The sequence below is a fragment of the Bacteroides sp. BFG-606 genome, from assembly GCF_024788145.1.
GTDB classification, from domain to species: domain Bacteria; phylum Bacteroidota; class Bacteroidia; order Bacteroidales; family Bacteroidaceae; genus Bacteroides; species Bacteroides vicugnae.
This window is the reverse complement of the sequence record NZ_JANUIL010000001.1, coordinates 6,521,832-6,545,440: the sequence shown is the minus strand read 5'-3', so window position 1 is coordinate 6,545,440 and position 23,609 is coordinate 6,521,832. Positions and strand designations below refer to the sequence as shown.

The 23,609-nt window shown below is 39.7% G+C and carries 21 protein-coding genes and 1 pseudogene; 12 read left to right on the top strand and 10 right to left on the bottom strand.

The genetic code is table 11. The annotated features are described in order from the left end of the window. Positions 1–93 precede the first annotated feature (93 nt). The 10 genes from NXV01_RS25465 to NXV01_RS25420 all read left to right on the top strand — a co-directional run bounded on the left by NXV01_RS25465 (position 94) and on the right by NXV01_RS25420 (position 7,453). Positions 94–981 carry an ATP-binding protein gene (locus NXV01_RS25465; RefSeq protein ID WP_259023396.1) on the top strand — a complete coding sequence of 296 codons (888 nt, stop codon included), beginning with the start codon at positions 94–96 and terminating at the stop codon, positions 979–981. Then, on the top strand, positions 947–2,032 hold the full coding sequence (locus NXV01_RS25460) for a DUF3871 family protein (RefSeq protein ID WP_259023395.1): 1,086 nt from the start codon (positions 947–949) through the stop codon (positions 2,030–2,032). Before NXV01_RS25465 ends, NXV01_RS25460 begins: the two co-directional genes overlap by 35 nt. A gap of 8 nt (positions 2,033–2,040) precedes the next feature. Next, on the top strand, positions 2,041–2,496 hold the full coding sequence (locus NXV01_RS25455; protein WP_259023394.1) for a JAB domain-containing protein: 456 nt from the start codon (positions 2,041–2,043) through the stop codon (positions 2,494–2,496). A gap of 872 nt (positions 2,497–3,368) precedes the next feature. After that, the gene (locus NXV01_RS25450) at positions 3,369–3,974 is read left to right on the top strand and encodes a hypothetical protein (RefSeq protein ID WP_259023393.1); all 606 of its coding nucleotides are present in this window, start codon (positions 3,369–3,371) and stop codon (positions 3,972–3,974) included. A gap of 20 nt (positions 3,975–3,994) precedes the next feature. After that, positions 3,995–4,261, top strand: coding sequence for a hypothetical protein (locus NXV01_RS25445; RefSeq protein WP_259023392.1), 267 nt, complete (start codon positions 3,995–3,997; stop codon positions 4,259–4,261). A gap of 3 nt (positions 4,262–4,264) precedes the next feature. Further along, positions 4,265–4,666 (top strand): hypothetical protein, encoded by a 402-nt coding sequence (locus NXV01_RS25440; RefSeq protein WP_259023391.1) that lies wholly within the window; start codon positions 4,265–4,267, stop codon positions 4,664–4,666. Position 4,667: 1 nt separating this feature from the next. Further along, the gene (locus NXV01_RS25435) at positions 4,668–5,069 is read left to right on the top strand and encodes a hypothetical protein (protein WP_259023390.1); all 402 of its coding nucleotides are present in this window, start codon (positions 4,668–4,670) and stop codon (positions 5,067–5,069) included. Positions 5,070–5,073: 4 nt separating this feature from the next. Further along, positions 5,074–5,472 (top strand): aspartyl protease family protein, encoded by a 399-nt coding sequence (locus tag NXV01_RS25430; RefSeq protein ID WP_259023389.1) that lies wholly within the window; start codon positions 5,074–5,076, stop codon positions 5,470–5,472. 10 nt (positions 5,473–5,482) lie between these two features. After that, positions 5,483–6,631 carry a leucine-rich repeat domain-containing protein gene (locus NXV01_RS25425; RefSeq protein ID WP_259023388.1) on the top strand — a complete coding sequence of 383 codons (1,149 nt, stop codon included), beginning with the start codon at positions 5,483–5,485 and terminating at the stop codon, positions 6,629–6,631. A gap of 216 nt (positions 6,632–6,847) precedes the next feature. Next, positions 6,848–7,453, top strand: coding sequence for a hypothetical protein (locus NXV01_RS25420; protein WP_259023387.1), 606 nt, complete (start codon positions 6,848–6,850; stop codon positions 7,451–7,453). Between the two features lie 481 nt (positions 7,454–7,934). Here the strand turns inward: NXV01_RS25420 and NXV01_RS25415 are convergent, their stop codons facing one another. The 4 genes and pseudogenes from NXV01_RS25415 to NXV01_RS25400 all read right to left on the bottom strand — a co-directional run bounded on the left by NXV01_RS25415 (position 7,935) and on the right by NXV01_RS25400 (position 13,492). Continuing rightward, positions 7,935–8,363 carry a hypothetical protein gene (locus NXV01_RS25415; RefSeq protein ID WP_234132445.1) on the bottom strand — a complete coding sequence of 143 codons (429 nt, stop codon included), beginning with the start codon at positions 8,361–8,363 and terminating at the stop codon, positions 7,935–7,937. A 624-nt stretch (positions 8,364–8,987) separates the two neighbouring features. Continuing rightward, positions 8,988–11,843: pseudogene (locus tag NXV01_RS25410) on the bottom strand (bifunctional fucokinase/fucose-1-phosphate guanylyltransferase); the annotation flags it as partial. A 119-nt stretch (positions 11,844–11,962) separates the two neighbouring features. After that, positions 11,963–12,646, bottom strand: coding sequence for an HAD family hydrolase (locus tag NXV01_RS25405; RefSeq protein ID WP_004312359.1), 684 nt, complete (start codon positions 12,644–12,646; stop codon positions 11,963–11,965). A 36-nt stretch (positions 12,647–12,682) separates the two neighbouring features. Further along, positions 12,683–13,492, bottom strand: a complete 810-nt coding sequence (locus NXV01_RS25400; RefSeq protein ID WP_259023385.1) for a hypothetical protein — start codon at positions 13,490–13,492, stop codon at positions 12,683–12,685. Positions 13,493–13,682: 190 nt separating this feature from the next. Here NXV01_RS25400 and NXV01_RS25395 point away from each other — a divergent pair, with 190 nt between their 5' ends. Next, complete coding sequence (locus NXV01_RS25395; protein WP_195649124.1) at positions 13,683–14,189, top strand: DUF5035 domain-containing protein; 507 nt, start codon at positions 13,683–13,685, stop codon at positions 14,187–14,189. Positions 14,190–14,288: 99 nt separating this feature from the next. Here NXV01_RS25395 and NXV01_RS25390 read toward each other — a convergent pair whose 3' ends face one another. The 3 genes from NXV01_RS25390 to lysS all read right to left on the bottom strand — a co-directional run bounded on the left by NXV01_RS25390 (position 14,289) and on the right by lysS (position 18,459). Continuing rightward, positions 14,289–15,626 carry a glucose-6-phosphate isomerase gene (locus NXV01_RS25390; RefSeq protein WP_004299377.1) on the bottom strand — a complete coding sequence of 446 codons (1,338 nt, stop codon included), beginning with the start codon at positions 15,624–15,626 and terminating at the stop codon, positions 14,289–14,291. A gap of 18 nt (positions 15,627–15,644) precedes the next feature. Continuing rightward, positions 15,645–16,640 (bottom strand): NAD(P)H-dependent glycerol-3-phosphate dehydrogenase, encoded by a 996-nt coding sequence (locus tag NXV01_RS25385; protein ID WP_148365204.1) that lies wholly within the window; start codon positions 16,638–16,640, stop codon positions 15,645–15,647. Between the two features lie 88 nt (positions 16,641–16,728). Beyond that, complete coding sequence (gene lysS / locus NXV01_RS25380; RefSeq protein WP_258981789.1) at positions 16,729–18,459, bottom strand: lysine--tRNA ligase; 1,731 nt, start codon at positions 18,457–18,459, stop codon at positions 16,729–16,731. 105 nt (positions 18,460–18,564) lie between these two features. Between lysS and NXV01_RS25375 the strand changes: the two genes are divergently transcribed. After that, on the top strand, positions 18,565–19,914 hold the full coding sequence (locus NXV01_RS25375) for an MATE family efflux transporter (protein ID WP_259023384.1): 1,350 nt from the start codon (positions 18,565–18,567) through the stop codon (positions 19,912–19,914). Positions 19,915–19,990: 76 nt separating this feature from the next. Here NXV01_RS25375 and NXV01_RS25370 read toward each other — a convergent pair whose 3' ends face one another. Genes NXV01_RS25370 through NXV01_RS25960 form a run of 3 tightly spaced genes read right to left on the bottom strand, consistent with a single transcriptional unit; the run spans position 19,991 to position 23,532 of the window. Continuing rightward, entirely contained in the window at positions 19,991–21,097 is a 1,107-nt protein-coding gene (locus tag NXV01_RS25370) for a glycoside hydrolase family 105 protein (protein ID WP_259023383.1), read from the bottom strand. Between the two features lie 23 nt (positions 21,098–21,120). Further along, positions 21,121–22,344 (bottom strand): DUF2264 domain-containing protein, encoded by a 1,224-nt coding sequence (locus NXV01_RS25365; protein WP_259023382.1) that lies wholly within the window; start codon positions 22,342–22,344, stop codon positions 21,121–21,123. Positions 22,345–22,353: 9 nt separating this feature from the next. Further along, positions 22,354–23,532: a DUF2264 domain-containing protein gene (locus NXV01_RS25960; RefSeq protein ID WP_308167054.1), complete on the bottom strand. Its 1,179-nt coding sequence runs from the start codon at positions 23,530–23,532 to the stop codon at positions 22,354–22,356. Positions 23,533–23,609 lie beyond the last annotated feature (77 nt).

The following is a 23,609-nucleotide window of genomic DNA, read 5'->3' as shown; positions in this document are numbered from 1 at the left end:
CTACCAGATTAACCATAAGGAGGCAAGCTTATTAGAGCTTGCTTCCTTTTTTCTTTATAGATTGTATACATCAACAATTAACATTATTCAGATATGTTGAACTTACGAGTTTCATCCAAGAAGCAAGCTAAAATTAAGCTTGCATTACAAGGCTGTGCAGGTTCAGGTAAAACCTACTCTGCATTGCTATTAGCTTATGGACTATGTGGTGACTGGACTAAGATAGCCATTATTGATAGTGAACATGGAAGTGCTGACCTTTATGCTCACTTAGGTGCTTATAATGTATTAAGTCTAAGTGATAACTTTACACCTGAAACTTACATGGAAGCCATTGGTATATGTGAAGATGCAGGCATGGAAGTTATCATCATTGATAGCATCTCACAGTGTTGGGATAACTTGCTTGAATATCATGCAGGATTGCAAGGAAACAGCTTCACTAATTGGCAGAAGGTGACACCTAGAATTAATGCTTTCATGCAGAAAGTATTGCAGTCTGGGAGGCATATCATTTGCACTATGAGATGCAAACAGGACTATGTTCTAAGTGAAAAGAATGGTAAGATGATACCAGAGAAAGTAGGACTTAAAGCAGTCATGAGAGATGGCATAGATTATGAGTTTACCATAGTCTTTGATATCAACATGAAACATCAAACTATTGCATCCAAAGATAGAACTAACCTCTTTATCAATAAACCAGACTTCACTATAACACCGACTACAGGACAGATCATATTAGATTGGTGTAATGATGGTGTCAATCTGGAGATGATAAGAAATAAGATTAACAGTAGTAAAACCATTGAAGAATTAACTGCTATCTATCATGCTTACCCAGAATGGTATCAGCAGCTAACATCTGACTTTATGCAAAAGAAAGCAGCACTTCAGGTACAAAAGAATCAACCAACTATTAACTATACCCCGAATTACATTAGATATGGAAATAATGCAGTTGCAGCCAGTCAGAGCTAATCTGATATACCCTAATAGAAATAAGGTAGATAATCCTTATATTCAAACAGTAGAGCCGATGGAAATCATCAACACAGGTATTACATCAACAAATCCTGTAGAAGCTGAACCAATAAGCACCAGAGAAGGTAAGAAGTTACCCTTTATTGAAGCTAATACCAAGGAGGTTACCATGCAGCACCTCAAGGAGGAATGTATTACACCTGTATTCTCTAAAGACAATGAGGTTACTATCTCACACTCCAATTTCATTGAAACTGTGTGGGAGGCAGCTAATAAGGTGTTCTCCAATGAGACCATAGAGGAACCTGCCATCAGGGTAAGCCATGTCATCAAAGGTAGAATACCGGAAGCCATCCATAAGCCTGTGAACCAACTATTAGAGACAGATAAGACCATTTACTATGAGAGAATGATGTTCTGTTTTGAAATACCTACCATACATGAGGACATAGCAGGTAATAGATTGAATCTTACTATTGGTGGTGTAAGAGCCTATAACCATGAGAACCTGTACAGCAGGAAAGGTGCAGAGAAGTTCAAGGTATTCATTGGATTCAAGAATCTGGTCTGCTGTAACATGTGTGTCTCCACTGATGGCTACAAGTCAGAGTTAAAGGTAATGAGCACTGTTGATTTATTCAGCTTAGTGATAAGACTGTTTCAGGAATACAACATAGCCAAGCACTTGTATTACATGTCAGCCTATAAGGACAGCTATATGAGGGAGTCTCAATTTGCCCAGTTCTTAGGTAGATGCAGATTATATCAGTTCCTTCCTATGGACCTAAAGAAGAAGCTACCACAGATGTTAATGACTGATACCCAGATAGGATTAGTTGCCAAAGCATATTACAATGATGATAACTTTAGTACTCTTCTGGATAGCAGGGAAATCAGTATGTGGAATGTATACAACTTACTAACTGGAGCCAATAAGAGTAGTTATATTGACAACTTCTTGGACAGGTCACTTAATGCCACCCAATTGGCAGAAGGACTTAATAAGGCTTTATATGGTGAGAATGAATATAGTTGGTTCATTAATTAGTGCATCTTATGGACAGTATAATGAATGTAGCAGAGGTGCAATTGAGCTATAAAAGCAATGTCAAATCATCAACTAGATACAAGATAAATAGCTCACAAGATGCCTATGAACTATTGGTAAAGTACTTCCCTGATGATACAATAGAATACAAGGAAAGCTTTAAAGTAGTGCTACTTAATCAGTCTAACAAAGTACTAGGTATAGTATCTATTTCAGAAGGTGGAATATCTGCAACCTATGTAGATGTAAGGCTAATACTACAAGCTGCATTGCTGGCTAATGCAACACAAGTAGTACTGGCACATAATCATCCTTCTGGTAGCATAAAACCTAGTACTCTGGATGATGTCCTGACTGAAAAGGTAAGGAAGGCAGCAGAACTCATGGAGATTCACATAATGGATCACATAATCTTAAGCCCAGAGGAGAAATACTACTCATACCACGATGAAAGGAGGTTATAACAACCAACCTTCTTCTTTCGGTTAATACTCCCTACCATTTTATACCATTATGATGGGAAATTTACCCGATCTCACTTTCTTATATATAATATATAAGAAGTAAGTGAGCATCAATGGCACTTAATAATATGGTATAACTGCAAATGTAAGCTGTGTTTCATTGCATCTGTTAAGGGGAATTAGTTGCAAAGTGAAGGAAGGCTATTAAATAACTTCACCCTTGAGGTGTGACAAAGTAAGTGAATATGAATCCCATCCAAAGTGAGTATGTTGATATACATAAGTCCACAATAGTTTGTGATATTCTTTATTATTACAAGTATGATACTTAAAGACTAGGAGGTTAACACCTCTTACATTGTGTTTTATTGTTGTTGATAGCTCTGGTTCTTTATGAACTAGGGCTTTCAATTAACATGTACAATATAACAGTAACCACATTAATAACAACCAACCTTTATTTATCAACAAGGTATATAGAAAGTGAACAATTAGCCCTACCTTTGCACATAAGGATATAGCTCACACCTATGGTTCTAATATGATTTTAAAGCTATTAAATTATGGCTGTCAGATGATGATTTATTACTGAAAAGTTATAACTTTGCAGTTGTATTAATTCAATGAATGCTAATGAAATAGAAGTTAAACTAAGACATATTAGAAAAGAAGTGTTTGCTTCTTACTTGTGATAGTCCTAAAATTACCACCTTGAAGACTAACAATCACAGCAGTAAGGAAGTGGATACTCATACCATATGGTGTGGGCTTCCCTTATATTGTGTGATTGTAGGTGTGTGGTAATACCTTGGACTCCCAATAAGGTTAGGCTCACACCTTCTTTTTGTAGTATGGCTACAAAAGGAAATACCATGAAATATTACTATGTACTATTACTACTATTAATTGCTGTCTCTTGTAACAGTAACCAGCACCAGTCTTCTACAGATCAAGATTCATTGCCCAAAGGTTGGTATGATGATACACTTACCCCCTATACAGGCAAAGATAAAGCTGAAAAGAATATGATCAGCCAAATGAATACCTACAATCAAGCCTTGTTTAGAGGAGATATAGACAATGCTTCTCTATACATATATCCTGATGTTATTAAGTACTGTAAGAAGTACTATCCAGAATTATCTGATAGAGCTATTATACGAACCTTATATAAGGATATGTCAGAAATATATCACACTTTAAAGACCACTTATGATGAGAAAGGCATTGATTACAACATCATAGTTAGTAACATAACTAACAGGGTGACAGATAAGGAGTATATGATTATCACATTTGAAGTAGTAGGTATACTTACACAAGGAGAAAAGTGTCTCCATGACACCCCAGAAACTAATATAGGTATATCATATAATAAAGGTAAGAATTGGACTTTCTTAGCTCTCAATGATGATGTTCCCAATATACTAAGAATGAAGTTTAATGAAGAGATAATTAACAAAATAATGAACTACTAAAATTTAAGATTATGGAACTAATGGATTTATTTAGGAAGCAATCCAGAGAGGAAGCTTTGAGAAGTAAGATTAGACAAGGATTTGAAGATTCAGTCATGGATGTTATCAGAGAGGGAGCAGCAGATTCTCCTATGGGAGGACTAATTGTCAAGACAGCCATTGCCAACTTCTATCAGAGAATGAAGTCTAGTGAACTTAGGGACATCTGCCTAGAGACTAGAGTTAATTTTCAGGATATACTTGATGAAGAATATCAGAATGCACTCCGTAAATATCTGGAGGAATAAGTTATGTGGTGGATAATAGTTATAGGAATAGTAGTCATTATGTTAATTAGATTTGCAAATGACTCCAATAAACAAGCTAATGCAGTGATAAAACAAGGGGGGATGAGGGTCAAATATAAGACTTTGGTCAATTATCTTTTAAAACAAGACCCAAATGCTAAAATAACCCAAGAGACTAACACACTTATTACTATAGGTCTATATGGAATAAGTGGTTCAACTGTATTCATTATTAGTCAAGCTTATGGACAAGTTCATATTCAATGGAAAGCAAATAGTAATGTATTTGGCAACCATCAGCTAGAATGGTATTTTAATGAGTTTCTTGATCAAACTAAGATGATAGAAAAGATAACAACTGACTTAACAACGTATCAAACTAATATGATGCAGAAATTTAAATAACATGAAGTTCCTCAAGAAGCTAGTAGGTAATAGCAAAGATTATGCTAAGATGGCAAATGCCGTTGGAAATGTAAAAGCTATATTAGATAATATTGAACAAAGTTACACTGCAGATAAAGAAGTCTTTCTCATAGCAGCATGGATTTGTAGAGTAGGCATTATAGATATTATAGAAAAGAATAACTGGACAATGAATTATAAGTTACTTGTTCGGATTAATGGCTGTAATGTTAGCATTACTTTTCATGAAGCATATTTGATGACTATTGGTAGACTATCTATAAAGGCAGAAGAGCAAAATAACGAAATTAAAGAATGTGTATTGAGTGTGCTTGAAAAAAGAGATTGGTTCTATCAAATAGATGCCATAATTCCCGATGAACAAAGGAAGTTATTTCAATAATACAATGAGCTATCCCCTATCATTTGGGATAATGAACATAGGACTTCCTGTGATTCCTGTAAAGGTAAAGGACAAATACCTTAGCTTTATTTTGGATACGGGAAGTACTTGTAACCTAATAGACAGTAATGTAGTAGAATATTTCAAGGATATAGTAGAACCTGTTGGTGACTACTATATAAGTGGAATAGAAGGAACTAAGCACAAGGTAGACATTATTACTCTACCTTTCACTTTTGAAGGTCAGACATATAAGCCTAAGTTCTGTGTTAAACCATTACTTGATGCTTTCAAAGGTATTGAGGATGATAGCGGAATACAAGTGCAAGGTTTACTAGGTACTGACTTCTTACTGGAGAACAAATGGAGTCTCAACTTTGATAAACTAGAAATAACATATTAACAAAAGTATTATGAGTAAAGTTTTTTTATTTGCAGTTATAATCCTACTAAGTATAGGATGTAGTAAAAATGATGAGAATGAACCATTAACAGATTATCCTCAAATGTCTGATCCAGATGATGTTTGTTCAGCAATGGATGATATAGAGTTTATGAGGTACTGTTATGAGAACTTTGATGTTAATAAAGATGGTAAGGTATCACCTATTGAAGCTCAAGCTGTGACAACTATCAGCTTTGGAAATAACAACACTGATGGTATAGTAACCAAAGTCAAATCTCTAAAAGGAATACAATACTTTACTAATCTGACCACATTAGAATGCAATATGTGTATTCTAAAATCACTAGATACCTCAAAGAATACGAAGCTAACTTCACTAAAATGTATGAATTGTGCTTTAACAGAATTGGATCTTTCTCAAAATAAAGCCTTAATTCATTTAGAGTGTGGTAACGATTACATAATAAATGAAGAAACATTGCTAGAGAGCCTAAATACAATTCAGGAGTTAAATTTATCAAACAACAGTAACTTACAACAGTTAAATTGTAAACTCTTAATATACCTCACTAATCTCAATATATACAATAATAAGGACTTAAAGATATTGAATTGTAGTAGTACATCTCTTTCTGAATTAGATATATCCAATAATAAGGACTTAAAGATATTGAATTGTAGTAGTACATCTCTTTCTGAATTAGATATATCTAATAATTCAATATTGGAAGAATTAGATTTCAGTTCTAGCATAAAACTTTTAAAAATTACCAACAATATTGAACTAAAAAGAATATACTGTCATGATTCAGAACTTACCAACTTAGATATATCTAATGCTCCCAAATTGGAAGAGGTATATTGTTTTAATACCAAGCTTACTCAATTAAGTATATCTAATGTTCCTAAATTGAAAAAGTTAAATTGTTCTTTTTCAGAACTTACCAACTTAGATATATCTAATGCTCCTAATTTGGAAGAATTAAGTTGTTTTCATACCAAGCTCACCAGCTTAGATATATCCAAATGTGCTAACTTGAGGAGTGTGAATTGTTATTCCTGCCCCTTATCAAGCATAATAGTCAGGAGAGGACAAGATCTCTATACAATATTCGGCAGCACACTGGGGGGAGTAAATATTCAATATGTTGAATGAAAGACACTCGTAGCTATCAATAGATTAAGTACTCTAGGGTAATTACACTCATACCCTATTAGTTCTAACATATATCAGTATGGCATAGAGCAATATACCTACCTCCATTAAAATAAGAAAGGTATTTGATGAACCAAATAGATTTGCTACATTTGCATTAACCACTTTAAATGATTAAAGCATGGAAAGAACCTATATTAATGAATTCCACAAGCAATGGATAGAGAGTACTCTCAAGTCAATAGCCTCTTGGCAGAAGCAGCCAATCTCATTAGAAGAGAAAAAGAAGCAGCAGGAAATGTTGAACCAACAGAAGGCTATAAGAGAAGGCAAGTTGAAGAGCTAAAGCTATTTGCTACTCAACATGACTTATGGATTAACATTAACTCTCTCCCTTTATCTTACCTTAGTAAAGGTGGAGAAAATGAAGTATTCACAGGTCATGAAGATGTTGTATTCAAGTTAAACAACTTTGAGTATGCAGGTGAAGACATTGAGAACTTCTTTATCAGAATAGAAGCACATAATCTATTCTTTAGCAATGTCACCTATCAGATGATTGGCTTTGCTTATAACAGTCAGCATGAGTTTTGTGCCGTGTTAGTTCAACCTTATGTCAGAGCTAAAAGAGAAGCTACAGAGGAAGAAATAGCAGAACATATGCAAGCATTAGGTTTCGAGATGGTTTATGAAGATGAATTCCACAATGCAGAGTATGAGGTCTTTGATGCAGTGCCTAACAATGTACTGTATGGTATTGATGATAAGCTCTATTTCATTGATACTCAAATCAGACTAAGACCTATTGAGATAACATTTTAAATAAATTTAGTTATGAAACAGAAGCAGGAAACTTAGCACCTCTAAGTGCTATTGGTAGTATGGTACTAGCATACTAGTAATGCTACCATTGTTGGTCTATAGTTGTTCTATAGGCTGTTAAGAGAAAGTATAAACAAACTAACAACTATTAAAGATAAGGGTGTTACTATGCCTGATTCCGGTTCTGAAGGTCGTGCGTTTGAATCGCACCGGGGTCACAGAAAAATCCCTTGATAATCAGTTGATTATTGAGGGATTTCTGTTTCTACTCCTGTGTGAATAAGGCTGGAAAACTAGCTTAAAGTCCATTGAAATGGATCGTTGTTGGCTAATTGTTGGTGTAAATGAAGACCTAACATGCTGACATTCAGGCTGGAAAATAGAAAGAGTAAAATGAAAAGCTTAGTACACATATCTGTATAACTTTTGAGGGCATTTCATTCTTAGTATTCTTTCTTTTATCTCGTAAGAGGTTCTGTTATTAGTCTTTCTTTGTATAAGAGTTACAAACTAATCGTCTATTTGGGTCATCCGGAAAATCCGGATTAGTTATTTGATTATAAAATTCCCAGTCTCTTTCAAGTCTTTGGGCTACATCTATATTGGCCGTATGGCAGATGTATTTTTTATTTGCTACATCCAGAATACCATAGGTAAGAATATCCTTTTCCTTTCCCTCCTTATTTTTATATACGCTTTTGACCAATAATATCTTATATTTTCCGTCTTCCCGAGTACAGTATTCTTTATTGGTTTCAAGAGTATATGTACCGGAGACATCTGTAAAATCATTGGAAGCCATTTCTACGATAATCTGTTTGGGCTCTCCTGTTTCCGGAGTGTCTGTTGAGTCATCGTTGCATGCGGATAGCAAGATGACGGATAAGAATAATAGTTTAAGTAATTTCATCTTTATATTTTATTTGTTTTTGATCCTTTTTTTAGTCCAGTATATTTAATTGAAATTATTTATAGTGCAAATGTACAGTTTTTGTATGATATAAAAGCGGTAATGGATAAAATAAATATGTTTCATATTCTTGATATTTAGATTAATAATCCTTGGATAGTCAGTTGTGTATTTTACTTTGCATTTTCTCAAACACAGTTAGTTATTATTGTATGTAGTTGTATAATTTAGCCTAAATAGAAAGAAAAAGTTGATTTAAATAAAATATTTCTTGTGAGAAATGCTAACTTTGTAGATATGAAAAAGTGAAGAACAATATTCTGTAGTAGTATGTTCATAGCTTTCCAGATGTAGACATTTGACGATAAATTATATTAATCCCAATAAATATAAATAAGAATGGAAGAAGCTAGAAAAAAGAAATGGGCTAGTATTGCACTGGTTATCGGAGCTATTGGTTTTATCATTATTGTGATTTACTTTACAGTTATTTCAAGTCTCAACATGTAAAACAGATCATTATGGCATTGAAAAATTAAAGCTTGGACATTTCGTTTGAATCTGTCCAAGCTTGTTTTTTTATGATTCCGGATGATTGACCGGCCTTATGGTAACGCTTTCTCTTTAGCTTCTTGAAACCTGAAGTCCCTTATCAGAAAGAGTCATTTCTACAAAACGAGCACGAGGATTAGGGGCTTGTTCCGTTAGTATCCGTCGGATTTGTCCGGCTGCTTGCGGGTCTTTTGCTACCATATATAAATAACCGCCGCCACCTGCACCGGGGAGTTTGTATCCCAGGGTGTAATCCTTGATTTTCTCAATAATGGCTGCTACTGCCGGTGGATTGGTTCCGCAATCTAATGCCTGATTCTGTATCCAGGTTTTGCCGACCAAACGACCGAAACTTTCGAAATTACTACGTAAAATAGCTTCACTCATATCCATTGCATGAGCTTTCATTTCGGCCAGCAAACTTAGATGCGGACCGGAATTGAGGAACATGGAACTGACAATCTCTGCCAAAATACTTTTAGCAGTACGAGTAATTCCCGTATAATATAACAGATGACAGTCGCGGTAATCAGGATGAACAAAGAGCTGATCGGGTAACCAGCGTACTAACGGATTCTGTTCGAAACCTGCTTCAGATTGAAGCAACTTAATACCGGAAAAGACACCGCCATATTGGTCTTGCCAACCTCCCCCTGTGGTCAGGAGCTGTTCTAATACTAATGTGTAACTGCATATATCATTTTTATCCCAAGCCAGTCCGCAGAAATCATTGATTGCTCCGAGCACGGTAGATGCCAGTATGGAACTGGTTCCCAAGCCAGAGCCTGCGGGAATAGCAGCCAGTAGAGTAATTTCGATTCCTGAACCGAAATCTTCCAGCTGTTTAGCTAAAGAAGGATAAGATTCCGTAGAGAATGCCGGTGCAAAGCCCGCCAATGTAAGGGCGGCTTTCGGGATGGAGAATGGAGAACCTACCTTTTTATAATCTTGCAGTTCCTCGTAATTCCTTATCACTTCCATTGCACCCATGTCGATAGAGCGAAGAGTGATGTGATATTCCTTGCAAGGTTTCACATATACTTGTAGCGGCGGTTGGCCGTTCAGCTCGATAGCAAGATTTACAACACTTCCTCCTGAATAAAGAGAGTAGGGAGGTGTGTCTGTCCATCCTCCGGCCACATCAATACGCACAGGACTGCGTCCCCATACGATTTGGTCGGAATAAACATTGAGTATGGGATGACTTTTACGTTCGCTCATTATCCCCAATAAACCGTCGCGAAGCAGTTGAAAAGCTGCCTGTTCCTCTTTGGCACAATCCTTGTTTTCACGTAGTTTCATGATACGTGCACGAAGCATCCGGTTGTGTATCCGTAACATGGGGGCGGCATCTTCTTTCAATACGTCAGGCATATCTAAATTGAAACGTACAAATTCATTTGCGGCATCCAGCAAATCGAGTTGATAGAACACACTCTTCTCATAATTGGCTGCCAGTCCTTTCCAGTTCTCCTTGCGGAAAGCATTGCGCTGTTCGTAAAGACGCTTGAGGTTGGCGCTTGCGGATATTTCGTCTGCAGAAACTTTCTCTGCTTTCAACCAAAGTTTTTTCCCTTCTTCCAGTCGTGGTTCCGAGGTCATCCAGCGTACTAATATGCCTAAATCTTCCACAGAAGCTACTTTAGGGAAGATAGATGCCGATTGTAAATCATCTGTACGCCCTTTTATATCCTCCCAGGTAATTCCTCTATCTTCCATCCAACGGGTAAAAGGAATATTAAGATAAGTAGTCGTTATTTTGTCCAACGCTCCTTTGAATACATCATCCAATCCATACGGACGCGCAACAAACTCATTCTCACCGATAGGAATAATGTCGATGCAAACCCCATCCGGCAAATTGATGCTCCACTGATTTTCAGGAACTCCTGTAATGATCTGGCGGGAACCTAATTTCCATTCCTTTCCCACATGGCTATTCTCAATCCATAAATTGGCGTTGTCGGCAGAAAGAGAAATTTGTGTGATGGAATTCTGTATAAAGATAGCCGGATTCGGCTTTACTTTCCGGTGCATGATTCTTCTTTGGTCCCGTACCTTATCCTGTATGGCTAAAGTAGAAGAAATCAGTTCGTGACTTGTGCCGTAATGATAGAATTCTCCACCCGGCAACGGCAATATAGCTACGGACAACTGATTGATTTCTTCATCTTCCGTTTTAGGATGCTCTCCCAAAGCCAAACCATAGTCCGAGTATAAGTCATAATAAGTAATATCCTTCGTACCTTCTTTCAACGACCGTTTCATCAATACTTCTATGGCGCGGTCACTCAAAATCCAAATGCCGATATCCATCAGGAAAAGATGAGTTTTCGACAATCCTTCCAACTCTTCCAGAGAAGGTTTCTGCAACATGAAGTCGAGCACCTCCGGTTTTTTCCGGTCGGAAACAAACACGCCATGATGAGTTGCCAATGACGGATTCACCCACAGCCCGTAGCACACTACGTCTGCGTTCGGAATATCCTGAAGCGGTTTTTCCGAACGGATATATACATCTCCGCTAGCAATCAGCGTATTCAGACCGGCCGGAGCCTGATTCATAATCCTTTCATAGAGCGGGAGCTGCAATGACAACAGATTCTGTCCCAGCTTTTGTCCTCTTTCCCAACTGAAGATCGGGATAGGAGTTAATATTTTGCCGGAAGGACCGTAGCTGGGTAGCCGACGGCTTTGTCCGCCTGCATGGAGCAATATTCTTTTTTCATGTCCTATCCAGTTGCTGAAAGACTCTTGTGGAGCGAATGCCTGATGGCAAGCTTGCAATAACCATGTAGTTCCGCCGCCGGAGCCTAGTTTGCTCCCTATGGGGTCTGATGTACAAAACCAATCGGTATGGTTAACTTCTTCCAGTTCGTGGAAGCAATGGATCAAATTGGGTGGTAAAGATAATAACTTTTGCATAGTAGAATCTGCGTTGGCTTAGATAGAATCTAAGCGAATTAAACTCCCGTAAAAATACTATTTATATTCCTGCTTTTCAATATTTTTCTCCTGTTTTGAAGAATAAATTTTCTTTTCAGCTTTTAGATGTCATTTTCAGTCATCATGTCCCAGGTGTCATTAAGTGCCTGCATGGATGGAAATAATAAATCAGCCCCGGCATCCAGCAACACTTGCCCGTTCAAAGGACCCGTATTGACTGCTATGGTGAAAATACCCGCGTTGTGTCCGGCTTCCACTCCTAACGGAGCGTTTTCTACAACAACCGCTTCATCCGCTTTAATCCCTCCTTTTTTCAAAGCCATCAGATACGGTTCGGGATTGGGTTTGCCATATTTTACATCGAACGCTGTAACCATCAGTTCTTTGTGAAACATTCCCGGATAGTGGTGTTCCAACCGTTCGAGCAGGGATAACTGACCGGAACCGGTGACCACCATCGGAATCAGACCGTCCTTCTTCACTTTTTGCAGCAACTCCCATGCACCGGGCATAGGCTTTGCTTCAGGATATGAATTGAACAAAACACTTTTCTCCTGATAGATGCTTTCTATTTCCTCCTGTGTGGCTTCTCTACCCAATTCACGTTGAAAAACAATATTGATTGTAGAGGCTCCTGTCCGTCCTTCATGCATATATGCTTCTTCGCGACTAAGAGTGAGCCCATGAGATTTCATTACTTTGTGCCAGGCTTCCGAATGGTAAGGCATAGAGTCAAAAAGTACGCCGTCCATGTCAAACAGGACGGCTTTCAGTTTCTTTTTCATACTTTGTACGTTGCGGAATCTTTTTAAGATAATATTTTATTTTTCTATAATCATTTTCTTTAGATCGGACTGGGGGATAATCACATCATATTGTTTTCCGGAATCCTTACCGATATATCTGTAAGCAATGTTTTTATTGTTCTCCACACAGGTTTTTATGAATATCTGGGTGGCAGGATCGGTCTGACTTGCCAGCGTTGACACAATACCCTCTTTCACTTCTGCTGCGTTTTCTTCAATCTGGCTGATAGGACACAACTTTTCGTCCACACTGCATATATAAACAACCGATTCACCTATGACTTCGATCTTTTCGACAATGACCTCTTCACTGGCCTGCATTGGAAATTGCAGATTCGCCATTTTCAGTTGCGCTTCAAGCTTTGTCTGTCCGCTTTGTGCCGGGTCGGCATTTGTGTTGATCACCTCTTTCAATTCTTCGGCAGTAAGTTCGCAAACCGCTTGCTCGCCCGACTTATTTCCTACAAATATCATGTGTAATCCGGAATTACACTGAGCCATCAACTTCAGCATTTCCTTTACATCAGCAGCCGGATTCTGAAACATCATTTTGATCGATGATTTCATGCTTTCCGGATTATCTTTCAATATCTTAATATTGGTAATTTCCTCGTTCATGTTGAGAGTGTACACTACGTTATCTCCGTCGTAGATGATGCTGGTAATCTTGCCGACTTCCCCCATGTCCAGCGGGCACTGTTTGTTGGCTATCCCGATCACAGTTTTGAGTTTGGCTTCCTGACAACCGGTCATGACTATCATTAGCAATGATATGCTACATAGTAGCATGAGTCCATTGGACTTCTTTAATAAATTTCCTGCCATTCTATTTGTTTTTTAAGTTTGATTCGCTTCATCTACAACTGTATACGAGGCAAAGATAACGATAAAAAATGAGAGATAAATTAGAAAAGGAAGATAGTTGTAAATGATGCTCCCAAGCGATTAACTATATAATTATTTGCTGTTTAGAGGAATATGTGTATTTTTGTAACGTTATAAACTCGACGATAGCATGAAAAAGAGAGTATTATTGTTGCTACCATTGTTTTTAGGTGCCTGCTCTGATAGTGGAGAAAGTCCTGTTATCAAGATAGAAAAGCTTTATGCAAAGATCGAATCGGACGGTGAAAATACCAGTTCCGGTGAAAAGGACTATGCGAATCAGAGGGAGGAGTTGCCGGCCTTGAAAGTGGGAGATGAAGTGAAAGCCTTTCTGCTTTTGGATGGAAATGGGGCAGAACTGAAAACCTTTAAACTTCAGAATGACGATGAAGTGGATACTAAACTCTTTTATGAGCAAACAGAAGTATCTACGGAGGGAAACTTGACGGATGTGGAGAAAGGACAGCTCCGTTTTAAGGATGGGGTGTCAAAGGCCAGAATTATGGTTATGGCGACCATTAAACAAGTCGATAAGAACGGTGATGTAAAATTAGAGTTCTATCTTTCTTCCAAAGCCGAATGTGAAGGAGCACAGGAAGAAATCGGCTTGAAGACGAAAGCCGAAGATGATAAATAAGAGTAATAATAAATAATGAACGGTGAACAAATCCATGCATATAGCATAGTTGTTCACCGTTCATTGTTTATAGTTTACCGTTTATAAAACGTTCTTGATTTATAGTTTTGCACGGATTGCTTTGGATTCCTCTTCATAACCCGGTTTGTCCAGCAAGGCAAACATATTCTTTTTGTATGCTTCCACACCCGGTTGGTTGAATGGGTTCACGCCCAGCAAATAACCGCTGATACCACAAGCCTTTTCGAAGAAATAGAGCAGACCACCGATGTTGTATTCGCTCAATTCCGGAAGTACGATGCGCATATTAGGTACACCACCGTCTACGTGAGCCAGTTGTGTTCCCAGTTCGGCCATCTTGTTTACTTCGTCCACACGTTTGCCGGCTAAGAAATTCAAGCCGTCCAGATTTGCTTCGTCAGAAGGAACTTCCAGTTTGTGGTTAACCTTCTCTACTGAAATCACAGTTTCGAAGATAGAACGTTCGCCTTCCTGAATCCATTGACCCATAGAATGAAGATCTGTCGAGAAATCTACCGATGCGGGGAAGATACCCTTATTATCTTTTCCTTCCGATTCTCCGTAAAGCTGTTTCCACCATTCGCTTACATAGTGCAGTTTCGGGCAGAAGTTAACGAGGATTTCGATCTTCTTGCCATTTCTGTACAACTCATTGCGGGTAGCAGCATAAATAGCAGCCGGGTTTTCAGCAAATGCAACGTCCGATCCGCATACTTTTTCCATATCGGCAGCACCGGCAACCAGTTTGTCGATATCGAATCCGGCTACTGCGATAGGCAGCAAGCCAACCGGAGTCAGTACAGAGAAACGTCCGCCTACGTTGTCAGGGATGATAAATGTTTTGTATCCTTCTTTGTCAGCTGTAACACGGGCAGCACCTTTTTTAGCGTCCGTCACAGCAACGATTACTTTCTTTGCAGTTTCCTTGCCGCGCTGATCTTCACATTGCTTTTTCAGCAAACGGAAAGCAAGAGCAGTTTCGGTAGTAGTTCCTGATTTAGAAATATTGATGACACCGAATTTCTTATCTTTCAGATATTCAGTCAGTTCATACAGATAATCTTCGCTGATATTGTGTCCTGCATAGATCATGACAGGAGCCGTTTTCTTTTCCTGTAGCCAAGTGAAGCTGTTAGACAAAGCTTCGATTACGGCACGGGCACCCAGATAGCTGCCACCGATGCCGGCAACGATTACTACTTCACAGTTATCTCTTAATACTTTTGCTGTAGCGTTCAGGTCGGCCAAGTGTTCTTTAGTGATAGAAGAAGGCAAATGCAACCATCCTAAAAAGTCATTACCTTTGCCTGTACCTTTTTCAAGCATTTCCTGTGCGGCTTTTACTTCAGCTTCGTAAGCAAAAACCTTTTCTTTGGAGATAAATCCAAATGTCTTTTCAATGTTTAAACTAATCATATCGTTCTTGTTTAAAGATTATCTAAAAGAGTCAGTCAGCAATTTAATCTCGATCATTGGTGAGATACGTTCGTACAGGATGTTGTACACGGCGTCCAGTATCGGCATATTGACATGATGATGCTTATTGATTTCTTTGATACATTTCGTACCATAGTAACCCTCTGCAATCATTTCCATTTCAATTTGCGCACTCTTCACGGAATACCCTTTACCTATCATCGTTCCGAAAGTCCGGTTACGGCTGAAGTTGGAGTAACCGGTCACCAATAAATCCCCCAGATAAACAGATTCATCCACGTTTCTGTTCAACGGATGCACCGTGTTCAGGAAACGGTTCATCTCCTGAATGGCGTTAGAGATCAATACAGCTTGGAAGTTATCGCCATATTTCAGTCCGCTACAGATACCGGCAGCAATGGCATACACGTTTTTGAGTACCGAACTGTATTCGATACCCGCCACGTCATCACTGACAGATGTTTTGATGAAGCTGCTTCCCAGACGACGTGCGAAGATACGTGCTTTGTCTTTATCAGGGCAGGCGATAGTCAGGTAGGAGAGGCGTTCCAAAGCCACTTCTTCTGCGTGGCAGGGACCTGCAAGGACTGCTATGTTTTCTGGTGGCACACCATATTCTTTTGTGAAGTATTCCGATACAATAACGTTGTCATCGGGTACGATTCCTTTGATAGCGGTGATAATGAACTTATCCTTAATCTTCATTTTCAGCTTTTTCAGATGTGCTTTCAGATAAGGCGAGGGGGTGACAAAAATCAGTGTATCGGATTCTTTCACAATATCATTGATATTGGAACTGAAGTTGATACGCTTTGTGTCGAATTTCACCCCTGTCAAATAGGCCGGATTATGTCCTAATCGTTTAAAATCGGCGATGCGGTCGTCTCGTCGCATATACCAATTAATAGAATCTTCCTGCGCCAGACACATCTTTGCGATGGCTGTGGCCCAGCTTCCTCCGCCCATTATCGCTATCTTACCGGGTAGTTTCATTTGTTTAATTAAAAATTAAGAATGAAGAATGAAGAATTATGAATGAAAAGCCGAAACGATTCTCCATTCTTAATTCTTCATTCTTAATTTATTTAAGTTTATTTATCCACTCGGTCACGTCGTTTACGGACGGATTGGTCAGTTCTAATTTATATTTCTTGTTAATGCCGCAGATATCCTGGTGTAGCTTCTGCGGATTAACATCTTTCATGTCGGCAACTGTGTTGTAACCGGCTTTTTGAATCACCGGAACCCAGTCTTCTGCGATTCCCAATTCCACATATTTGGCAGCAGCGTCTTTTTTCACTACTTTTTCCGGGCGCATTTGCGGGAAGAACAATACTTCCTGAATGGTAGTCTGTCCGGTCATTAACATCACCAGACGGTCGATACCGATACCGATACCCGATGTAGGAGGCATACCATATTGTAAAGCGCGCAGGAAGTCCTGATCGATAATCATCGCTTCGTCGTCTCCCTTGTCGGCCAAACGCATTTGTTCTTTGAAACGTTCTTCCTGATCCAGCGGATCGTTCAATTCCGAGTAGGCATTAGCCAGCTCTTTACCGTTCACCATCAGTTCAAAACGTTCGGTCAGTCCCGGTTTAGAGCGGTGCATCTTGGTCAGCGGAGACATTTCAACCGGATAATCGGTGATGAAAGTCGGCTGGATATATGTGCCTTCGCAGAATTCTCCGAAGATTTCATCAATCAGCTTGCCTTTACCCATCGTCTCGTCGATTTCTTCCATTTTCAGTTCCTTGCAGACTTGGCGGATTTCCTCTTCGCTCTTGCCGTTCAGGTCATATCCTGTCTTCTCTTTGATAGCGTCCAGAATAGGCAGACGGCGGTAAGGAGCTTTGAAGTTGATGGTTTTTCCGTCAACCACTGTTTCTGTGCTACCGTTCACTGCGATACAAATACGTTCCAACAACTTTTCGGTGAAATTCATCATCCAGTTGTAATCCTTATATTGTACGTAGAGTTCCATACAAGTGAACTCCGGGTTATGGGTTTTGTCCATACCCTCGTTACGGAAGTTTTTACCTATTTCATATACACCTTCAAAACCACCTACAATCAGTCTCTTCAGATAAAGTTCTGTTGCGATACGTAGGTAAAGATCCATATCCAGTGAGTTATGGTGAGTGATGAACGGGCGTGCGCTTGCTCCACCGGCAATAGATTGCAGGATGGGAGTTTCCACTTCCGTATAACCGGCTTCGTCCAAAGCATTGCGCAATGTTTTCACCACAGTGGCACGTTTCAGGAATGTTTCTTTGATACCGTCGTTCACTACCAGGTCCACATAGCGTTGGCGATAACGGAGTTCGGGATCTTCAAAAGAGTCATAAGCTACCCCGTCTTTGTACTTAACGATAGGCAACGGTTTGATAGACTTTGCAAGTACAGTCAGCTTCTTAGCATGGATACTGATTTCACCCATCTGCGTGCGGAACACGAAACCTTCGATACCGATAAAGTCACCTAAGTCGAGCAGGCGTTTGAATACAGAGTTGTACAGTTCCTTGTCTTCTCCCGGGCAGATATCATCGCGGGTGATGTACACCTGAATGCGACCTTTAGAGTCTTGCAATTCAACGAAAGATGCTTTACCCATCACGCGGCGGCTCATGATACGACCGGCTACGGAAACTTGGCGTGGCTCCTCATCGTCTTTAAATTCAGCTTTAATATCTGTAGAGAAAGCATTGGTTACATACTCTGCTGCTGGGTACGGATCAATACCCATCGCACGAAGCTCATTCAGGCTGTTGCGTCGAATGATTTCCTGTTCACTTAGTTCTAATATATTCATTTCGTTACGTATTAACTCAATTTTGGAGGCAAAAATACGAAACTTTTCTCATATATCCTGTAATCCATCTCTTTTTTGTATCTTTGCCGCCTCAAACTAATAGGTATGACAGGACAAAAGACACCCACTGCGTTGGGTACGGAAAAGATTGGGAAGCTTTTAATGCAGTATGCCATTCCGGCAATTATCGCCATGACGGCGTCTTCTCTTTACAATATGGTAGATAGTATTTTCATCGGTCACGGGGTGGGTGCGATGGCTATTTCCGGGTTGGCGTTAACTTTCCCGCTAATGAATCTTGCCGCGGCTTTCGGCTCACTGGTCGGTGTCGGTGCGGCTACATTGATTTCGGTGAAGCTGGGACAGAAAGATTATGATACCGCACAGCGGGTTTTGGGAAATGTGTTTGTATTAAACCTTATTATAGGTATTTCTTTTACGGTAATTGTTCTTCCTTTCCTCGATCCGATACTTTACTTTTTCGGGGGAAGCGATGAAACGGTGAAATATGCCCGTGAATTTATGCAGGTTATCTTGCTCGGAAATGTGGTTACTCATTTATATCTGGGACTGAATGCAGTGCTCCGTGCTTCGGGCCATCCGCAGAAAGCGATGATGGCAACAATAACGACAGTGATAATCAATATATTGCTTGCGCCATTGTTTATTTTTGTATTTGACTGGGGAATCCGTGGGGCGGCTACGGCTACGGTTTGTGCACAGTTGATCGCATTGGTCTGGCAGCTTCATTTGTTCTGCCGTAAAGACGAGCTGATACGGTTGAAAAAAGGTATTTTCCGTTTGAAACGGAAAATCGTGCTGGATTCATTGGCTATCGGTATGTCTCCCTTCCTGATGAATATGGCTTCTTGTTTTATTGTGATTCTGATTAATCAGGGATTGAAAGAATATGGAGGTGATTTGGCAATCGGTGCATTCGGTATTGTCAATCGCATCGTCTTTGTCTTTATTATGATTGTGTTGGGATTGAATCAGGGGATGCAGCCTATTGCGGGATATAATTTTGGTGCGAAGCTCTATCCCCGTGTGACGAAAGTGCTGAAAGCAACCATTTGCTGTGCTACTGTAGTGACGACGATTGGTTTCCTGATAGGTATGTTCATTCCGGAAATCGTATCTTCCATCTTTACTTCGGACGAAGAATTAATCAATATTGCTTCTAAAGGTTTTCGTATTGTGGTATTTTTCTACCCGATTGTTGGTTTTCAGATGGTAGCTTCCAACTTCTTCCAGAGTATCGGAATGGCAAGTAAAGCCATTTTCTTGTCGCTGACGCGGCAGATGTTATTTCTGGTTCCCTGTTTGTTGATTTTGCCTCATTATTATGGACAAATAGGCGTTTGGGCCAGTATGCCTGTGGCAGATTTGGCGGCTAGTCTTATATCCGGAGGTATGTTGTGGTGGCAGTTCCAGCAGTTTAAGAAAGTAGCTTAATACATAGGATAGTAAAAGCCGGTTATTGAAAAAATCACTCAATAACCGGCTTTTACTATTGATACATTGTTCACATTTAGTAAGCACCTGACAATTTATATAATTCGCTTCCTGCCAATAAGAAAGCACCTACGCCATATACATCTGTTGCATCGAATCCGGCAGCTTTGGGTGCGGCACCAACAGGTTGTATATATCCCAACTTTCCATCAGAATGAACAGCTTTTACCAATGATTGCCAACCTTTTTCAAGTACAGGTTTGTAGGTTCGTTGGGGCAGGTAGCCATTACGGATTCCCCAGGCAATGCCAAAACACATAAAGGCAGAGCAACTATTTTCGGGCATATTATACGAATCAGGATCTAGTAAGCTGGTACGCCAGTCCCCGTCTTTGCATTGAGTTTTACGAACTGCTTCCGCCATTTCAGTAAATAGCCGGATATAGTAGTCACGTGAAGAACAGTTGAGAGGCAAATTGTCAACAATAAGAGGAAGTCCGGCAAATACCCAACCGTTACCTCTTCCCCAGAATTGTTTACTACCATTTTTCTCACGGAGGGGAATTCGTTTATTATCTCTATAAAAAAGATGTTCTTTCTTGTCATATAGTGAGTCTACACACTCTCTATATTCACTGTCCATATAATTCAGAAAGATTTTATCTCCGGTTATCGTGTATAGAGCCGCATAAACCGGAGGCGCCATAAACAAGGCGTCCGACCATGACCAACGTTCCGTTGTTCCCACGGCATCTGTCTTTTGTAGCGGAGCTTTCGAAGGATGGGAAGCCACATAATAAGCGCGTTCCATTACCGGTTGTAGCATACGCTTATCATCAAATCTGCGATACATCTCGATGAAAGCCTGCCCTACACAAATGTCGTCGGCATGATATACACGGTTCCACATATCCCAGTTATGTCTTTCACCAATAGTGCGGATAAAATCATAGCAGGACTGATTTCCGGAGACTTTTCCCCATTCAGTCATTCCGCGATATAAAGCGCCGTTTGTCCAGTCTAGTGGATTATGTTTTACTTCGTTGTGATGGCTAATTTGCCACTCGGATACGGCATTACAAACTTTAGTAATATCTTCTTTTTCCATCTTTGATGAAAAAAGCTGTTGAGCATTCAGGGTGCAATTTATTGATACTAAAAATAAGGCAAGAATCTTTTTCATTTATCATCTATTTTATCGGGGTTCTATAATTTTATTGCTTTATCCAATTTTACATCCGGATTACCTGACCAAATCTTTTTCCCTGTCCATTCCGCATAAGGGGCACTCCAGAATTCATCAGTGGCGGGAAGTCCCAATGCTGTGAATACAGTAGAGCATAAATACAGGCTACCAGTAGAAATGTATCTTTCAGCGATTGAAGGTTGATGTCCGGCAAACCCTAAAGTCAGCCATCCATGTTCGTCGAAATTTCCTTTTATAGCCAGATGTCTTTTTATGACAGCTGTTAGTCCGCATCGGACTTGTGCTTTAGTAATGGTAGTTGGCAGCAAATCATTTAGGGCTGCCAGTGAAAGTATATGGAAAGTTCCAAAACGATATGCTATAGAGCGTCCGGTTACAGGATATGCTCCATCCGGAGAGATCATTCTTTCCTGTTGTTCCGCATATCGGGAGAAACGTTGCCGTTCTTTTCTATAGAAGTCGACTTCGCCTTTACTGTGTTTTTGCATGATTTCCAGAACGTCTAAAAGCATTGGATGAATGACAAAACTATTATAGTAGTCTATATGTAGATTTGCTCCGTCACCATACCAGGCATCGCCTTTGTACCATTCCTTGAATCGCATGACAGCATACTCAATAGGATGCATATTGCATTTACCTGTTAATTCCAGCAAAGTAGCTTCGACCATAGCAGAAAAGAGTAACCAGTTGCTTTCTACCGGTTTAATCTTACTTACCTGTTGTAAGGCGTTTAGGATATTCTTTTGGGTTTCAGATGATAGTTTACTCCATATTTGTTTCGGAGAACGCAATAGTCCCTGACAAAAGAATGCAGTATCTACCAGAGGTTGCCGAGTGACTGTAAAATTCAGATAATCCGGAGATTGGGGATTGAATCCGTGATTGATGGACTCAGTCATCAGGCGGATATATTTCTCACGTATTTGTCCTTCTTGTGTATTGTCCGGGCCGAGTTCCAGCCAAGGGGCCATTCCTACAAATAAGCGTCCTAAAGCTTCCAAATGAGTGGTACGCGCATTGGATGGATTAGGCATACCGGAGATAGTCTCTACAGGCATGTTCTTTTTTAGTTCTCCTTTACTCATATTATTTAATAATGGGTCTGCAATTTGAGATAACATGTTGACCCAATATGCCCTGTCTTCCTGTCCTGAAGTTGTTTGTGAATAACCTGTGAAGTTAAACATCAGAAAGGCAATAATCAAAATACTATATCTCATGATTTTATTTTATGGTTTAATAAACTTGTCTATTGGAAAATCTATACCACCAAATGCTTTTATACTTGTCCATGGTTCAACCGGGTTGCACCAAAAAGGGTTATTGGCAGGGAGTCCTAAGGGCAGGAAACCTAATGCACATAGATAAACACAAGGAGTAGACAGATAAATATCTCCTAGTTCTGGTTGTTCGCCACAAACTCCGATCGTCAGCCAACCTTCTTTATCGAAAGTTCCCGGCTGCTCAAAAAGACGCTTAAGCATGGCTGTCATGGCTCCACGTACTTGTCCGGGCTTCAATGATTCCGGGAGTTTTTCGAATAAAGCACATGCCCCCAACACTTGGAATGCTGCTGAACGGTAACTGACTGAACGGCCTAGTATCGGATAGCTGCCGTCGGGAGCTATCATGCGCTCTTGAATTTCGGCGTAACGAATAAATCGTATCCATTCTTCATTCAGAAATGACTGGAAAGATGGCCTCTGTTTTACTGTCACTTTCAGGATTTGCAGTAACAAAGGATGGATAACATAGCTATTATAATAATCTAAATGAAAATCTGCTCCATCTCCATAAACTCCATCTCCTTTATACCATTCTCTATGAGAAGTCAAGGCTCTTTCTACTGTCGGAAAATTCCATTCTCCGGAAAATTCTTTTAATCCGCACTCCACCATAGCAGAAAATAACAACCAATTATTATTTCCCGGTTTCATGGTGCGGGTCGATTTCCACTGTTCAATGAGTCTCTTGCGGGTGGTGTCATCCAGATTTCCCCATAACTGTGTAGGTGCTTGCAATAAACCCTGTATTAAGAATGCGCTGTTTACTAATATCTGACGGGTAGCTGTGCTGTTGAAATAATCATTTGATTTCGGGTTTACAGAGTTTGCCAGAGCCTTGCACGTCATTTTAATATATTTTTCACGTAGCTTGCCTTCTGGAGTATTGTCTGGTCCAAGTTCCAACCAAGGTGCTATTCCTGCGATGGTTCTGCCTACAGCCTCCATATGAGTGATAAACTCCCGACTGCTGGCTAAAGCTGATGACGAACGCCCGACAGGAATATTTTTTTTCAGTTGGTCTTTGCTAAGATTGCTTATCACCGGATCAGCTATTTTCACGAGTGTCTGAATCCAATATTGTCTGTCATCATTAAGCGTATCACGTACTTGTGCATATGGCATAGTAGAAGTTGATTGATACTTTTTCATCACTTCCTGCAGCTCTTTCACTTTGTCCGGATACTGTAGATGAAGATTAT

What these genes read in the sequence shown, in the direction of transcription:
- NXV01_RS25465 (WP_259023396.1), top strand. Translation starts at nt 94, where the DNA reads ATGTTGAACTTACGAGTTTCATCCAAGAAGCAAGCTAAAATTAAGCTT.
- NXV01_RS25460 (WP_259023395.1), top strand. Translation starts at nt 947, where the DNA reads ATGGAAATAATGCAGTTGCAGCCAGTCAGAGCTAATCTGATATACCCT.
- NXV01_RS25455 (WP_259023394.1), top strand. Translation starts at nt 2,041, where the DNA reads ATGGACAGTATAATGAATGTAGCAGAGGTGCAATTGAGCTATAAAAGC.
- NXV01_RS25450 (WP_259023393.1), top strand. Translation starts at nt 3,369, where the DNA reads ATGAAATATTACTATGTACTATTACTACTATTAATTGCTGTCTCTTGT.
- NXV01_RS25445 (WP_259023392.1), top strand. Translation starts at nt 3,995, where the DNA reads ATGGATTTATTTAGGAAGCAATCCAGAGAGGAAGCTTTGAGAAGTAAG.
- NXV01_RS25440 (WP_259023391.1), top strand. Translation starts at nt 4,265, where the DNA reads ATGTGGTGGATAATAGTTATAGGAATAGTAGTCATTATGTTAATTAGA.
- NXV01_RS25435 (WP_259023390.1), top strand. Translation starts at nt 4,668, where the DNA reads ATGAAGTTCCTCAAGAAGCTAGTAGGTAATAGCAAAGATTATGCTAAG.
- NXV01_RS25430 (WP_259023389.1), top strand. Translation starts at nt 5,074, where the DNA reads ATGAGCTATCCCCTATCATTTGGGATAATGAACATAGGACTTCCTGTG.
- NXV01_RS25425 (WP_259023388.1), top strand. Translation starts at nt 5,483, where the DNA reads ATGAGTAAAGTTTTTTTATTTGCAGTTATAATCCTACTAAGTATAGGA.
- NXV01_RS25420 (WP_259023387.1), top strand. Translation starts at nt 6,848, where the DNA reads ATGGATAGAGAGTACTCTCAAGTCAATAGCCTCTTGGCAGAAGCAGCC.
- NXV01_RS25415 (WP_234132445.1), bottom strand. Translation starts at nt 8,363, where the DNA reads ATGAAATTACTTAAACTATTATTCTTATCCGTCATCTTGCTATCCGCA.
- NXV01_RS25405 (WP_004312359.1), bottom strand. Translation starts at nt 12,646, where the DNA reads ATGAAAAAGAAACTGAAAGCCGTCCTGTTTGACATGGACGGCGTACTT.
- NXV01_RS25400 (WP_259023385.1), bottom strand. Translation starts at nt 13,492, where the DNA reads ATGGCAGGAAATTTATTAAAGAAGTCCAATGGACTCATGCTACTATGT.
- NXV01_RS25395 (WP_195649124.1), top strand. Translation starts at nt 13,683, where the DNA reads ATGAAAAAGAGAGTATTATTGTTGCTACCATTGTTTTTAGGTGCCTGC.
- NXV01_RS25390 (WP_004299377.1), bottom strand. Translation starts at nt 15,626, where the DNA reads ATGATTAGTTTAAACATTGAAAAGACATTTGGATTTATCTCCAAAGAA.
- NXV01_RS25385 (WP_148365204.1), bottom strand. Translation starts at nt 16,640, where the DNA reads ATGAAACTACCCGGTAAGATAGCGATAATGGGCGGAGGAAGCTGGGCC.
- lysS (WP_258981789.1), bottom strand. Translation starts at nt 18,459, where the DNA reads ATGAATATATTAGAACTAAGTGAACAGGAAATCATTCGACGCAACAGC.
- NXV01_RS25375 (WP_259023384.1), top strand. Translation starts at nt 18,565, where the DNA reads ATGACAGGACAAAAGACACCCACTGCGTTGGGTACGGAAAAGATTGGG.
- NXV01_RS25370 (WP_259023383.1), bottom strand. Translation starts at nt 21,097, where the DNA reads ATGAAAAAGATTCTTGCCTTATTTTTAGTATCAATAAATTGCACCCTG.
- NXV01_RS25365 (WP_259023382.1), bottom strand. Translation starts at nt 22,344, where the DNA reads ATGAGATATAGTATTTTGATTATTGCCTTTCTGATGTTTAACTTCACA.
- NXV01_RS25960 (WP_308167054.1), bottom strand. Translation starts at nt 23,532, where the DNA reads ATGCCATATGCACAAGTACGTGATACGCTTAATGATGACAGACAATAT.